A 13960-nucleotide genomic window follows, 5' to 3' on the forward strand; every position below is an offset into this window, starting at 1 on the left:
CGCCTCCGCGCCGCAGCCGCCCCCGCCACCGCAGGCGGCACCGGAACCGGAGGCCGCCGCCGCGGAACCGCCTCCCGCGGCGGCGGGCAAGTCCGCCCGCCGGGGCGGCGGCATACTGAAGTCCAGCGCCATCATGGCCGCGGGCACGATGGTCTCCCGGCTCACGGGCTTCGTCCGCACCCTGGTGATCACCGCCGCACTCGGCGCCGCACTCCTCGGCGACGCCTACACCGTGGCGTACACGCTGCCGACGATGATCTACATCCTGTCCATCGGCGGCGGTCTGAACTCCGTCTTCGTGCCGCAGCTCGTACGCGCCATGAAGAACGACGAGGACGGTGGCGAGGCGTACGCCAACCGCCTCCTCACCCTGGTCACGGTGCTTCTCGGCGGCCTGGTCGCGCTCACCGTGCTGGGCGCGCCGCTGCTGGTGCGGATGCTGTCGGTACCGATCGCCAGTGACCCCGAGGCCAACAACGTGGCGGTCACCTTCGCCCGCTACTGCCTGCCGACGATCTTCTTCATGGGCGTCCATGTGGTCATGGGCCAGATCCTGAACGCCCGCGGCCGCTTCGGCGCGATGATGTGGACCCCGGTCCTGAACAACATCGTCATCATCACCACCTTCGGTCTCTTCATCTGGGTGTACGGCACGGCCCGGACCTCCGGGATGAGCGTGGAGACGATTCCCCCGGAGGGCGTCCGGCTGCTCGGTATGGGCACCCTGCTGGGGCTGGTCGTCCAGGCCCTCGCGATGATCCCGTATCTGCGCGCCACCGGATTCCGTATCCGCCCGCGCTTCGACTGGCGCGGTCACGGCCTGGGCAAGGCCGCCCGCCTCGCCAAGTGGACGTTCCTGTTCGTCCTGGCCAACCAGGCGGGCGTCCTGGTCGTCACCCAGTTGGTCACCTGGGCCGGCAAGGCCGCCGACGCCGAGGGACACCCCGGTACGGGCATCCTGGCCTACAGCAACGCCCAGCTGATCTGGCAGATGCCGCAGGCCATCATCACCGTCTCGGTGATGGCCGCCCTGCTGCCCCGCATCTCCCGTGCCGCACACGACGACGACCCGGCGGCCGTCCGCGACGACATCTCGCACGGACTGCGCACCTCGGCCGTCGCCATCGTGCCGGTGGCCTTCTCCTTCGTGGCCCTCGGTGTACCGATGTGCCTGCTGATGTACTCCTCGGCGGGCATCGACGCGGCCACCTCGATGGGCTACACCCTGATGGCCTTCGGCCTCGGCCTGGTCCCCTACTCCGTGCAGTACGTGGTCCTGCGCGGCTTCTACGCCTACGAGGACACCCGTACCCCCTTCTACAACACGGTGATCGTGGCCGTCTGCAATGCCGCCGGCTCCGCTCTGGCCTTCCTGCTGCTGCCCAGCCGGTGGGCGGTCGTCGGCATGGCCGCCGCCTACGGCCTCGCCTACGTCGTCGGCGTCGGTGTCGCCTGGAAGCGGCTGCGCACGAAGCTGGGCGGCGATCTGGACGGCCCCCGCATCGTGCGCGCCTACGCCAGGCTCTGCGGCGCCGGCATCCCGGCCGCTCTGGCCGGCGGCGCGGTCGCCTACGCCATCGTCCGGGCCCTCGGCCCCGGCGCCGTCAGCGGTGCCGCGGCCCTGGCCGCGGGCGGCCTGGTGCTGGGCGCGGTCTTCGTTCTGGCCGCCCGGCGTATGCGGGTGGAGGAGCTGACCGCCATGATGGGCATGGTCCGCGCGAAGCTCGGCCGCTGACGGCCCTCCGAGGCCGGTCGCACAACCTTCGGTCCCACCCGTGTGTCGTGCACAGCGGCGGACTGTGGGCACAATTGTCTCTGGCTGTGTTGGGAAACAGGCTGCAACGAATGGGGAGGCGGGAGCGACGGTGGCGGAACGGAGCACGGCTGCCGTCGACGTGGCCGACGAGAGCGGTGGGACGGACGGCGGGAACAAGCCTCCGACCACCGCTGTCGAGCGGACCACGGCCGACGGTTCCACGGACCACGACGGTGATGACAGCGCAACGGCGGACGCCTCCGGCACCCCTGATACCACCGACGCGGTGACACCGGCCCCCGAGCCCTCCCGGGCCCCGCAGCCGCCCGAGCTGCACAGCGGTCACAAGCTCGCCCGGCGCTACCGCCTGGAGGAGTGCATCACCCGCCTGGACGGCTTCAGCAGCTGGAGAGCCGTCGACGAGAAACTGCGCCGCGCCGTCGGCGTCCACCTCCTCGCGGCCGACCACCCCCGCGCCAGGCCGGTCCTGGCCGCCGCCCGCTCCGCAGCCCTCCTCGGCGACCCCCGCTTCGTGCAGGTGCTGGACGCCGTCGAGGAGAACGACCTCGTCTACGTCGTCCACGAGTGGCTCCCGGACGCCACCCCCCTCACAGCCCTCCTCGCCTCCGGCCCGCTGCCCACCCACGAGGCCTACCAGCTCGTCACCCAGATCACCCAGGCGATGGCCGCCGCCCACCGAGAAGGTCTGGCCCATCTGCGGCTGACCCCCGGCTGCGTCCTGCGCACCGCCGCCGGCCAGTACCGCATCCGCGGCCTGGCCGTGAACGCCGCCCTGCGCGGCATCACCTCCGACCATCCCCAGCGCACCGACACCGAGGCGATCGGCGCCCTGCTCTACGCCTCCCTCGCTCACCGCTGGCCGTACGGCGAGGACGCCTACGGCCTCGGCGGCATGGCCGAGCTGACCGGCGACTCCCTCGTCCCCCCGGACCAGGTACGCGCCGGGGTGCACCGCGGGCTCTCCGAGCTGGCCATGCGTGCGATGGTCAACGACGGCGCCACCGCCTCCCGCCAGGAACAGCCCTGCACCACCCCCGAGGAGCTGGCCAAGGCGATCGCCGCGCTGCCGCGCATCCGGCCGCCCGAGCCCGAGTTCACCGCTCCGCCGCCGTACCAGAGCCCCGGTTACCGGCAGGGCGCCTATGGCGGCCCTGTGACCCGTCCTCCCGCAGGGCCCGCGGGCACACCCACCGTGACGCCGCCCGCGGCGCCCCCCGCACTGCCCGGACGCGCCGGCAGGCTGCTGAAGTGGGGCGTCTCCGCTCTGCTCATCGCCGCTCTGGGGCTGGGGAGCTGGCAACTGGCCGACACCCTCCTGAAGGGCGGCGAGCCCCCGGCGCCGGACCCCGGACAGAGCGGGATCGAGCAGCAGAAGCAGCCGGAGACCGCTCCCACGGGCAGGCCGGTCGAGATCTCCCTCGCCAAGGACTTCGACCCGTTCGGTGGTGATCCCACCGAGAACAGTGACCAGGTGGGCAACGCGATCGACGGCGACGCGGGCACCTTCTGGCAGACCATGTACTACAACAGCGCGAAGTTCGGGAATCTCAAGGACGGAGTGGGCCTGATCCTCGACCTGGGCGAGTCCCGGCAGATCAGCACCGTCAAGGTCGGCTTCAAGGGCAGCACCTCCGTCGACTTCCTGGCGGCGGACGAGGACACCGCGCAGATGCCCGGCTCGCTGAACGGCTTCAGCAAGGTCAGCAGCGGCTCCGGAACCGAGGTGGAGCTCAAGGCCAAGAAGCCGATCAGGACGCGCTATGTTCTGGTGTGGCTCACCGAACTCCCCCTGACGGAGGAAGGCAACTACCGTGGCCGCATCACGGAGGTCGAGGTCCTCAGCTGACCTGACGTCCGTGGGCACAGCGGACTGAGGAGGGGACCGGCTGGTGGGCGACGATGTGACGGGCGGCGCCGTCGACGGTGCCGGGGACGCGAGAAGCCCCGATGATGCGGACAGAGCCGACGACCGGGAACTCCTCGCCCGCCATGTCGCCGGCGATCCCCAGGCCTTCGGCGAGATCGTGCGCCGTCATCGCGACCGGCTCTGGGCTGTCGCCCTGCGCGTTCTGAGGGACCGGGAGGAAGCCGCCGACGCCGTCCAGGACGCCTTCGTCTCCGCTTACCGAAGCGCCCACACCTTCCAGGGGCGGTCCGCGGTCACCACCTGGCTCCACCGCATCACCGTGAACGCCTGCCTGGACCGCGCGCGCAAGGCGGCCGGCCGCCGCACCTCGCCCATCGCCGAACCCGAGCGCCTGGAACAGCTCCTGGAGCCGCACGAGTCCGCCGCCGTGCCCGCCGAGCGCCGGGACCTTCACCGTCAGCTCATCGCCGCGCTCTCCCAGTTGCCACCGGAGCAGCGGGCGGCACTCGTCCTCGTCGACATGCAGGGCTATCCGGTCGCCGAGGCGGCCCGCGTCCTCGGGGTCGCCGTCGGGACCGTCAAGAGCCGCTGCGCCCGCGGCAGGGCCCGGCTGCTGCCGTTGGTCGGCCATCTACGCTCGGAGAGTCCGGCCGGTGAATCCCGGGCGGGCGCCGGCAGAAGGAACCGGGCGCAGGGGGCATCCGTCCCACCGGCAAGAGGGAAACCAGGCACCGGGGCCGTGAAGGGCGGAGGTGAGCACGCATGACGTCCATGTCTTCCGCGTCGTTCGGCGCTGACGGGCACCCCGAGGTCGACGAGATCTCCGACTTCACCGAGGGGCTGCTCTCTCCGGATCGCTCGGCCGATGTACGCGCCCATCTGTCGGTCTGCGCACTGTGCGCAGACGTACGGACCTCCCTGGAAGAGATCCGCAGCACACTGGGCACCCTTCCGGACCCGGCCCCGATGCCGTCCGATGTGGCAGGCCGCATCGATGCCGCGCTGGCCGCCGAGGCTCTGCTCAGTGCGTCCAGTCCCTCCGGCAGGGAAACCCCGGGCGCTCCGTCCTCGGCATCTTCAGCGGATACGCCGAACGCTGTTTCACGTGAAACGGTCCGCCCCGGCCGCTCCGCGGGCCGGTCTGCCGATCGGCCCGCGGGGCGGCCGCGGGGAGCCGGAGGTCCGGGAAGGACTGGCGGCAGGCGATCGCGCCGCTGGGGCGCCGCCTTGCTCGGCACCGCGGGTGCGGCAGCCCTTCTCACCCTTGGCGCGGTCTTCCTTCCAGGCATGGGGGCGGACTCCTCCGGGGGCATGGACAAGGGTGCGACCATGGACGCGAACGCGGAGAGCGACCGGAGCGATCAGGCACTGGAAGCACGCGTACGGTCCCTGCTGGCCGACAGCGAATCGGGGAAGCAGAAGCAGGAGAGTCAGGGGGGCCTGAGAGAGACGGATCCCGGCTCCCCCGACTTCAGTCTCAAGGCAAGCCCGGGCTCCCCGGGTACGTCCACGACCACCATGCCGCTGTGTGTCCGGGAGGGCGTCGGCCGTGACGTGACTCCTCTGGCCGTCGGTATGAGCGAGTACGAGGGGCGACAGGCGTACATCGTGGTCCTGCCTCATGAGACCGACGGATCCCAGGTGGAGGCCTATGTGGTCGACGCCGACTGCGTCGGCAAGGAGCCTTCCGGCCCCGGCACGGTGCTGACCACCCGTACCTATCCACGCTGAGCGGTGCGCTCAGGCAATACCACGACTGGGAATGCCTGACTCCTAGGATTCGTTGGGCGGGATAGGCCTCCCCAACCCAAGGCGATGCTCCAGACAGGCATCGGCAACCCATCGGCAGACAAGGAAGACTCCGTGAGCGACGTCCGCAACGTGATCATCATCGGCTCCGGGCCGGCGGGATACACCGCAGCGCTCTACACCGCCCGTGCCGCCCTGAAGCCGCTGGTCTTCGAAGGCTCGGTGACCGCCGGCGGCGCGCTGATGAACACCACCGAGGTGGAGAACTTCCCCGGCTTCCGCGACGGCGTCATGGGCCCGGACCTGATGGACAACATGCGCGCCCAGGCCGAGCGGTTCGGCGCCGAGCTCGTCCCCGACGACGTCACCGCCGTCGACCTCGAGGGCGAGATCAAGAGCGTGACCGACTCGGCCGGCACCGTGCACCGGGCGAGGGCGGTCATCGTCGCCACCGGCTCGGCCTACCGCAAGCTCGGCCTGCCCAAGGAGGAGGAGCTGTCCGGCCGCGGGGTGTCCTGGTGCGCCACCTGTGACGGGTTCTTCTTCAAGGGCCAGCACATCGCGGTGGTCGGCGGCGGTGACACCGCCATGGAGGAGGCCACCTTCCTGTCCCGCTTCGCCGAGAAGGTCACCGTCGTCCACCGCCGCGACACCCTGCGGGCCTCCAAGGCCATGCAGGAGCGGGCCTTCGCCGACGAGAAGATCGAGTTCGTGTGGAACAGCGAGGTCGCCGAGCTCCACGAGGACGGCGGCAAGCTGTCCGGGCTGACCCTGCGCGACACCACCACCGGCGCCACCTCCCAGCTGCCGGTGACCGGGCTGTTCATCGCCATCGGCCACGACCCGCGCACCGAGCTGTTCCACGGCCAGCTCAACCTGGACGGCGAGGGCTACCTGACCGTCGACGCGCCGAGCACCCGCACCAACATCCCCGGTGTCTTCGCCGCCGGCGACGTGGTCGACCACACCTACCGCCAGGCCATCACCGCCGCCGGCACCGGCTGCTCCGCCGCCCTGGACGCCGAGCGCTACCTGGCCGCCCTGGTCGACGCCCCGGAGAAGCACCACGCCGAGCCGGAGAAGACCGACGAGGCCGCGGCCGCCGCCGCCCTCTGAGACCACCAACTCCACCCCCGAGAAACAAGGAGATTCACCATGGCCACCGTGACCGCCACCGACGCCACCTTCGAGGAAGTCGTCCTCAAGAGCGACAAGCCGGTCCTGGTCGACTTCTGGGCAGCCTGGTGCGGTCCGTGCCGTCAGATCGCCCCGTCGCTGGAGGCGATCTCGGAGGAGCAGGCCGACAAGCTCACCATCGTCAAGCTCAACATCGACGAGAACCCGGCGACGGCCGCCAAGTACGGGATCATGTCCATCCCGACGATGAACGTCTACCAGGGCGGCGAGGTCGTGAAGACCATCGTCGGCGCCAAGCCCAAGGCCGCCATCGAGCGCGACCTGGCCGACTTCATCGGCTGACGTTTCACGTGGAACAGGCCCGCCCCGTTTCGGGGCGGGCCTGTCGCCTTTCCGCCATCACAGAAATCACAGGGGCCTGAGAGCGGGTTCCTTCTGCACCGCTCCCAACAACCGGTCGATCGCCAGCTCCACATCCTGTTTCCAGGAGAGAGTCGTACGCAGCTCCAACCTCAGCCTGGGGTAGGCATAGTGCGGCCGGACCGTCTTGAAACCCACAGCGAGAAGGTGATCGGCGGGGAGCAGGCAGGCGGGCTCCTTCCACCGGGCGTCCCCGAATGCTTCGATCGCCTTGAATCCCCGCCTCAGCACATCCTTGGCCACGGTCTGCACCATCACCCGGCCCAGCCCCTGCCCCTGGTATCCGGGCATCAGCCAGGCTGTGATCATCTGCACCGCGTCCGGCGAGACAGGACTGGTGGGAAAAGCCGTCGAGCGTGGCACATACGCGGGCGGCGCGTACAGCACGAAGCCCACCGGCACGTCATCGACATAGACGAGCCGTCCGCAGGAACCCCACTCCAGCAGCACCGCCGATATCCAGGCTTCTTTCTCCAGATCGGGCCGGCCCGCCTTCACGGCGGCATCGCCGCTGACAGGGTCGAGCTCCCAGAAGACGCACCTGCGGCAGCGCTTCGGGAGGTCCGGCAGGTTGTCCAGGGTGAGCGGAACGAGTTGACGCCCCATGGAGACATCGTATCCACGGGGCGTCGTACGGCGGTGTTCTCGGCTGTGTCCTCGGTGACTCGGATTCACTCGCCGCTGTCGTCGTCTCCTCGGGCGAGCTGGCGCTCCAGAAGCTGGTTCTCGCCGGGTGCGAACTGGCTCAGAATCCTCTCCAGATCCTCCATCGAGGCGAACTCGACGACGATCTTTCCCTTCCGCTGCCCAAGATCCACCTTGACCCGGGTGTCGAAGCGATCCGAGAGACGGCTCGCCAGATGGTCCAGCGCAGGGGAGACCCGCTTACCGGCCCGTGCCCGAGCCTTGCTCTTTCCCTTCGGCTTGGGGTCCATCACGGTCACGATCTCCTCGACCGCCCGCACCGACAGCCCTTCGGCCACAATGCGGTGGGCGAGACGGTCCTGCTCCTCGGAGTCCTCCACCGACAGCAGCGCACGCGCATGCCCCGCCGACAGCACCCCGGCCGCCACACGGCGCTGCACCGAGGGAGAGAGACGCAGCAATCGGAGCGTGTTGGATACCTGAGGACGCGAGCGGCCGATACGGTCCGCCAGCTGGTCATGGGTGCAGTTGAAGTCCTTCAACAGCTGATCGTAGGCTGCCGCTTCCTCCAGAGGGTTCAGCTGCGCCCGGTGCAGATTCTCCAGCAGGGCGTCCAGGAGGAGCTTCTCGTCCTCCGTAGCCCGGATGATCGCCGGAATCCGCTCCAGACCCGCCTCCCGACAGGCCCGCCAGCGTCGCTCCCCCATGATGAGTTCATACTGCTCCGGCCCCGTCTGCCGAACGACCACCGGCTGCAGGAGGCCTACCTCCTGGATGGAGGTCACCAGTTCCGCCAGAGCGTCCTCATCGAACACCTCACGCGGCTGCCGAGGGTTCGGAGTAATCGCGTCGACGGGTACCTCGGCGAAGTGAGCCCCTGCCGCCTCGCCACTCACGGCGCCGTCCATGGCTTCGGTTTCACGTGAAACACCGCTGCCATGCTGCCGCCCGGCATCACTGGGCAGACCTGTCACCTTGGCCGCAGCCACACCGCGCCCCGGGGTGAGCACCGGGACAGCGGTCGGAGAGGTAGCTCCGTTCTCTCCCACTACGGGGGTGACACTGTCATCCGGTCCCGTCGGCGCCGCGGGGATCAGCGCGCCGAGCCCTCGACCCAGCCCTCTACGTCGTTCCGTCACTGAGTCCCCTCCACCATGTGCTGTTCCTGCTGCTTGTCGGCGCCTCGCAGCGCGATCTCCCGGGCCGCCTCCAGATAGGAGAGCGAGCCGCTGGAACTCGGATCGTAAGTGAGAACCGTCTGCCCGTAGCTGGGCGCTTCCGAGATACGCACCGACCGCGGGATGTTGGTCCGCAGGACCTCCTTGCCGAAGTGTCCTCGCACCTCCTCCGCCACCTGGGAGGCCAGCCGCGTACGGCCGTCGTACATCGTCAGCAGAATCGTCGAGACATGGAGCTTGGGGTTGAGGTGCCCCTTCACCAGCTCGACGTTCCGCAGGAGCTGCCCCAGCCCTTCGAGCGCGTAGTACTCGCACTGGATCGGGATGACCACCTCCGCACCGGCGACCAGCGCGTTGACGGTCAGCAGGCCGAGTGAGGGTGGGCAGTCGATGAAGATGTAGTCCAGCGGCTGCTCGTAAGCGGAGATCGCCTTGTGCAGACGACTCTCTCTCGCAACCAGCGACACCAGCTCGATCTCCGCACCGGCGAGATCGATCGTGGCCGGAGCGCAGAAGAGACCCTCCACCTCCCGCACCGGCTGGACGACGTCGGAAAGCGGCTTGCTGTCCACCAGAACGTCGTAGATCGACGGCACCTCGGCGTGGTGGTCTATCCCCAGGGCGGTGGATGCGTTGCCCTGCGGATCCAGGTCGATCACCAGGACCCGGGCCCCGTGCAGGGCCAGAGAGGCGGCGAGATTGACCGTGGTCGTGGTCTTGCCCACTCCGCCCTTCTGATTGGCGACCACCATCACCCGGGTCTCCTCGGGCCTGGGGAGGCCCTCACCGGCACGGTTCATCGCCTCGACCGCCTGCTGGGCGGCGCGGCCGACGGGGGCGGAGACATCCCCTTCGTACCGGGGGGAGGCGTCCATCGGAGGCGGCGTCTCACTCATCGTTTCACGTGAAACATCCGCCGTTTCAGAACGGGGACCCGGGACCGGATCGGTCATCGGTCCCGCGATATGGCCGTCGGACCGCAACGGTTCACTCTCCTCGACGTCAGGCTCGCAATGAGAAGAGACTGCCATGCTCTCCGGGTCGGGAACCAGCGAGCCCCGCTCACCTGTGGATGAATCCACCTCTGAGCGGGGCTCGGATGGGTCTGACGCGTCAGCCGCGCGCCCTCGACGGATGAATCCATGCAGAAAGCGACGTTTCACGGGAAGCACGATGCATCCACGTTCGCCTGCGAGCGTGACGACACTCCGCATGGCTCGTCTTTGGCGACTCTACGGAGTAACGAAGTCTCTCCGGGAGGCGTACGCCCACCTTCCGAGGATCACCGTCGGCGGCGCGCACTCCGTGAACGACCGGTCCTGGCAGCCTTCGCTTTCTTGGCCGCGAAGCGCACCCCGCCCGGACTCTCGCCGACCTCCACACGCACCACGGTGGCGGCCGGCTCCACCAGGCCCTCACCGATGCGGAGCACCGAGGAGTCCACCGCGCCGAGCTTCTGAAGCGCGGACCGTGCCGCCTTCAGCTCCTCCTCCGCCGTGTCCCCCTTGAGGGCCAGCATCTCGCCGTACGGCCGCAGCAGCGGTACGCCCCAGCCGGCGAGCCGGTCCAGCGGAGCCACGGCCCGGGCCGTCACCACATGCACCGGAGGCAGCGACCCCAGAACCTCCTCGGCCCGGCCCCGCACCACCGACACATGGTCCAGCCCCAGCAGCTCGACGACCTCCTGGAGGAAGGTCGTACGCCGCAGCAGCGGCTCCAGCAGCGTGATCTTCAGGTCCTGCCGTACCAGGGCGAGCGGAACACCCGGCAGGCCTGCGCCGGAGCCGACATCGCAAACCGTCACTCCCTCGGGCACGACCTCGGAGAGCACCGCGCAGTTCAGCAGATGGCGCTCCCACAGCCGGGGTACCTCGCGCGGTCCGATCAGCCCGCGCTTGACCCCGACCTCCGCCAGCAGTTCCGCGTAGCGGACAGCATCGTCGAAGCGGTCACCGAAAACCTCCCGCGCCACCTCGGGCGCGGGAGGAAGGGGCGACGACACGGCGTCCGTCACGGCAGCACGACCACGCAGCGCTGCGGTTCCTCGCCCTCGGACTCGCTGCGCAGCCCTGCCGCGGCCACCGCGTCGTGCACCACCTTGCGCTCGAAGGGTGTCATCGGCTTGAGCTTCACCGGCTCGCCGGTGCGCTGGGCCTCATTGGCCGCCTTGGTGCCCAGCGCCGACAGCTCCTCACGCTTGCGGGCCCGGTAACCGGCGATGTCCAGCATCAGCCGGCTGCGGTCACCGGTCTCGCGGTGCACCGCGAGCCGCGTCAGCTCCTGCAGGGCCTCCAGCACCTCACCGTCCCGGCCGACGAGCTTCTGCAGATCCCGGCTGTCACCGTCGCTGATGATCGAAACGGCGGCGCGGTCGCCCTCGACGTCCATGTCGATGTCGCCGTCGAGATCCGCGATGTCGAGGAGCCCCTCGAGATAGTCGGCCGCGATCTCACCCTCCTGCTCGAGGCGGGTCAGGGTGTCGGTGCCCTCTGCGGTCGTGTCCGTCACGAGTGGACTCCTTCTTACTTCTTGGACGGGTGCTTGGAACGCTGCGAGCCCTTGCGCTGCCCGGGCTTCTTCTTCGACTGCTGCCCGGGCCGCGCCGACGGGGAGTCCTTGGAGGCCTCCTTGCTCAGCGAGGTCTGCTGCCCGGCCGCCTTCTTCGCCTTGGCGTCCGCCTCCGCCTGGGCCGCGGCGGCCTGGCGCTGCGCCTTGGTCATGCGCTTGGGCTGCTGGCGGTTGGCACGGGCGGTCTCGACGGCCTTCCTGGCCTCGACCTCCGCCGGGTCCTCCTTGAGCTTGCCCTTGGCCCGCAGCTTCTCCTGACGCTGCTTGTAGGCCAGCGATCCCGGCGTCGGGTTGCGCTTGATGATGTACATCTGCTGCCCGAGGGTCCACACGTTGGTGGTCAGCCAGTAGACGAGGACACCGACGGGGAAGTTGATGCCGAAGACGGCGAAGATGATCGGGAAGACGTACATCAGCATCTTCTGCTGCTGCATGAACGGAGTCTTCGCCGTCAGGTCGACGTTCTTGGTCATCAGCTGGCGCTGCGTGTAGAACTGCGACGCCGACATCATCAGGATCATGATGACCGTGACCACGCGCACGTCGGTCAGCGAGGCACCCAGCGCCTCGACCTTCTCGGCGCTGTCCATGAAGCGGGTCGCGATCGGGGCCCCGAAGATGCTCGCGTTCCGGGCGCTCTCCACCAGGTCGGCGCCCATGACGCCGACCTCCTGGTTGTTGGCGATCTTGTTCAGCACCTGGTAGAGCGCCAGGAAGAACGGCGACTGCGCGAGAATCGGAAGACAGCTGGAGAGCGGGTTGGTACCCGTCTCCTTGTACAGCTTCATCATCTCTTCCGACTGGCGCTGCCGGTCGTTCTTGTAGCGCTCCTGGATCGCCTTCATCTTCGGCTGGATCGCCTGCATGTTCCGCGTCGCCTTGATCTGCTTCACGAAGAGCGGGATCAGGGCGATGCGGATCACGATCACCAGAGAGACGATGGACAGACCCCAGGCCCAACCGCTGTCCTCGTCGAAGACGAGGCTGTACAGCTTGTGGAACTGGACGATGATCCAGGAAACAGCGGTATACAGAGGACCGAGGATCGTGTCGATCGTGTCCACGAGTCAGGCTCCTTGGGCATTGGACTGAGTCCGGTGCTGCCAGCGGTCACGCATCCGCTGGTGCCAGACCGGATGCTTCCGGGCGGGAACGTGGTCGACCCCGCCGGGCGACCATGGATTGCAGCGCAGAATGCGCCAGGCTGTCAGCGCCGTCCCCTTCACCGCGCCGTGCCGTCGGATGGCTTCGTAGCCGTAGTGCGAACACGACGGGTAGTACCGGCACACCGGACCGAGCAGCGGGCTGATGGTCCACTGGTACAACTTGATCAACCACAGCAGCGGGTATTTCACGACGGGCCTCCAAGCAGCCGCTGCAGCGCGGTGTCCAGATCGCGGGCCAGCCTGTCGTGGTCCGCCTCACCCGCACCGGGCAGCGCCCGTATGACCATCAGGCTACCGGGCGGCAGAACGTCAAGCCTCTCCCGGACCAGATGACGCAGTCGCCGCTTCACGAGGTTGCGAACCACCGCGTTGCCCACTGCCTTGCTCACGACGAAACCCGCACGCGCCGGGGGAGTGGCTCCCCCGGCGGCGTGCGGGTCCGTACGCTCCCCGGAATCGCTCCGGGGCGACGCCCTGCGCAGATGGACGACGAGGAGCGGGCGTCCGGCCCGGCGTCCTCGGCGTACCGCGGCCGCGAAATCCTCGCGCCGCCTCAGCCGGTTCTCGGTGGGCAGCACGTCACGGATCCGCGGTCGGACTCGCCTGGTCGGTCAGGCCGACAGACGGGCGCGGCCCTTGCCGCGGCGGGACGCGAGGATCGCGCGGCCGGCGCGGGTCCGCATACGCAGCCGGAAACCGTGGGTCTTCGCGCGGCGGCGGTTGTTCGGCTGGAAGGTGCGCTTGCTCACTCGGGGCTCCAGGAATGCTTGTGTCTCGTACGAGACGTGTGGGGCGCCGACTGGCTGTCACCGTGCGCCCACGAGTAGCTCGCAACGCCCGAGTGCACCGCTTCTATGATCACCAGGATCTTGCCCATCGGAGGCAGGCGGCAGCAGCCATCGACAACTCGACCTGGTTACGGTACGCGCGCCCGCACCATCAGGTCAAACCAGGGCCGGGCGGGGGGTTCTGTACACAGCCTGTGGACAACGACTTGAACCGCGCACGCCGCGCTGACTACCGTGGCCGAACTTCCGTTTCCTCCCGACCGTCCCAAGCACCACACATGGGTGGGACTGTCGAAGCCCGAACAACCCCACCCAGCGAGTGAGTGAGAGAGCGTGCCCTGTGGCTGACCTACCTGCCGATCTTGCCGCAGTGTGGCCACGCGTGCTGGAGCAGCTCCTCGCCGACGGCCAGGGAGTCGAGGCCAAGGACCAGCGGTGGCTCAAAGACTGCCAGCCCCTGGTGCTGGTCTCCGGCACCGCGCTGCTCGGCGTGCCCAACGAGTACGCGAAGGGCGTACTGGAGGGACGGCTCTCCCCGCTGATCACCGACGCGCTCAGCCGCGAGTGCCAGCAGCCGATCCGCCTGGCGATCACCGTCACCGGACCGGCCCCCGAGCCCCAGGCCCCGGCGCCTCCCGCTCCGCCGGCGTCCCCTGAACCGCCGC

General features: G+C 69.0%; 15 protein-coding genes and 1 pseudogene. 7 read left to right on the forward strand and 9 right to left on the reverse strand.

Annotated features, from left to right (window positions below; all coding sequences use genetic code 11):
- From murJ to trxA, 6 genes are all read left to right on the forward strand, one after another.
- Positions 1-1735, forward strand: a 1735-nt coding sequence (gene murJ / locus L7D48_RS16475; protein WP_237880207.1) for a murein biosynthesis integral membrane protein MurJ, incomplete at its 5' end; no start/stop codon positions are given.
- 130 nt (positions 1736-1865) lie between these two features.
- Positions 1866-3623, forward strand: a complete 1758-nt coding sequence (locus L7D48_RS16480; RefSeq protein WP_237880208.1) for a protein kinase family protein — start codon at positions 1866-1868, stop codon at positions 3621-3623.
- Between the two features lie 55 nt (positions 3624-3678).
- Complete coding sequence (gene sigM, locus L7D48_RS16485) at positions 3679-4410, forward strand: RNA polymerase sigma factor SigM (protein ID WP_237880215.1); 732 nt, start codon at positions 3679-3681, stop codon at positions 4408-4410.
- Between the two features lie 521 nt (positions 4411-4931).
- Positions 4932-5375, forward strand: coding sequence for a hypothetical protein (locus L7D48_RS29475; RefSeq protein WP_308312294.1), 444 nt, complete (start codon positions 4932-4934; stop codon positions 5373-5375).
- 132 nt (positions 5376-5507) lie between these two features.
- On the forward strand, positions 5508-6509 hold the full coding sequence (gene trxB, locus L7D48_RS16495) for a thioredoxin-disulfide reductase (RefSeq protein WP_237880209.1): 1002 nt from the start codon (positions 5508-5510) through the stop codon (positions 6507-6509).
- Positions 6510-6548: 39 nt separating this feature from the next.
- The gene (gene trxA / locus L7D48_RS16500) at positions 6549-6872 is read left to right on the forward strand and encodes a thioredoxin (protein WP_093851040.1); all 324 of its coding nucleotides are present in this window, start codon (positions 6549-6551) and stop codon (positions 6870-6872) included.
- 66 nt (positions 6873-6938) lie between these two features.
- On the opposite strand, the gene L7D48_RS16505 is transcribed toward trxA, so the two are convergent.
- The 9 genes from L7D48_RS16505 to rpmH form a co-directional block, all read right to left on the reverse strand.
- A complete protein-coding gene (locus L7D48_RS16505; protein ID WP_237880210.1) occupies positions 6939-7556 on the reverse strand; it encodes a GNAT family N-acetyltransferase in 618 nt (205 codons plus the stop codon).
- Between the two features lie 65 nt (positions 7557-7621).
- Positions 7622-8734: a ParB/RepB/Spo0J family partition protein gene (locus L7D48_RS16510; protein ID WP_237880211.1), complete on the reverse strand. Its 1113-nt coding sequence runs from the start codon at positions 8732-8734 to the stop codon at positions 7622-7624.
- A complete protein-coding gene (locus L7D48_RS16515) occupies positions 8731-9804 on the reverse strand; it encodes a ParA family protein (protein ID WP_305853159.1) in 1074 nt (357 codons plus the stop codon). Before L7D48_RS16515 ends, L7D48_RS16510 begins: the two co-directional genes overlap by 4 nt.
- Positions 9805-10055: 251 nt before the next feature.
- Positions 10056-10787 carry a 16S rRNA (guanine(527)-N(7))-methyltransferase RsmG gene (rsmG, locus tag L7D48_RS16520; RefSeq protein WP_237880213.1) on the reverse strand — a complete coding sequence of 244 codons (732 nt, stop codon included), beginning with the start codon at positions 10785-10787 and terminating at the stop codon, positions 10056-10058.
- The gene (locus L7D48_RS16525; RefSeq protein WP_237880214.1) at positions 10784-11281 is read right to left on the reverse strand and encodes a R3H domain-containing nucleic acid-binding protein; all 498 of its coding nucleotides are present in this window, start codon (positions 11279-11281) and stop codon (positions 10784-10786) included. Before L7D48_RS16525 ends, rsmG begins: the two co-directional genes overlap by 4 nt.
- 14 nt (positions 11282-11295) lie before the next feature.
- Positions 11296-12396, reverse strand: coding sequence for a membrane protein insertase YidC (yidC, locus tag L7D48_RS16530; RefSeq protein WP_237880217.1), 1101 nt, complete (start codon positions 12394-12396; stop codon positions 11296-11298).
- Positions 12397-12408: 12 nt separating this feature from the next.
- Entirely contained in the window at positions 12409-12696 is a 288-nt protein-coding gene (yidD, locus tag L7D48_RS16535; protein WP_206347352.1) for a membrane protein insertion efficiency factor YidD, read from the reverse strand.
- A complete protein-coding gene (gene rnpA / locus L7D48_RS16540; protein ID WP_206347351.1) occupies positions 12693-13085 on the reverse strand; it encodes a ribonuclease P protein component in 393 nt (130 codons plus the stop codon). Before rnpA ends, yidD begins: the two co-directional genes overlap by 4 nt.
- A 33-nt stretch (positions 13086-13118) precedes the next feature.
- The gene (gene rpmH, locus L7D48_RS16545) at positions 13119-13256 is read right to left on the reverse strand and encodes a 50S ribosomal protein L34 (RefSeq protein WP_003949374.1); all 138 of its coding nucleotides are present in this window, start codon (positions 13254-13256) and stop codon (positions 13119-13121) included.
- Positions 13257-13635: 379 nt separating this feature from the next.
- Here rpmH and L7D48_RS16550 point away from each other — a divergent pair.
- Positions 13636-13960, forward strand: a pseudogene (locus L7D48_RS16550) (chromosomal replication initiator protein DnaA); the annotation flags it as partial.

The organism is Streptomyces sp. ICN903 (assembly GCF_022015835.1).
Classification (GTDB): domain Bacteria; phylum Actinomycetota; class Actinomycetes; order Streptomycetales; family Streptomycetaceae; genus Streptomyces; species Streptomyces fenghuangensis.

What these genes read in the sequence shown, in the direction of transcription:
- L7D48_RS16515 (WP_305853159.1), bottom strand. Translation starts at nt 9,804, where the DNA reads ATGGCAGTCTCTTCTCATTGCGAGCCTGACGTCGAGGAGAGTGAACCG.
- L7D48_RS29475 (WP_308312294.1), top strand. Translation starts at nt 4,932, where the DNA reads ATGGGGGCGGACTCCTCCGGGGGCATGGACAAGGGTGCGACCATGGAC.
- trxA (WP_093851040.1), top strand. Translation starts at nt 6,549, where the DNA reads ATGGCCACCGTGACCGCCACCGACGCCACCTTCGAGGAAGTCGTCCTC.
- L7D48_RS16505 (WP_237880210.1), bottom strand. Translation starts at nt 7,556, where the DNA reads ATGGGGCGTCAACTCGTTCCGCTCACCCTGGACAACCTGCCGGACCTC.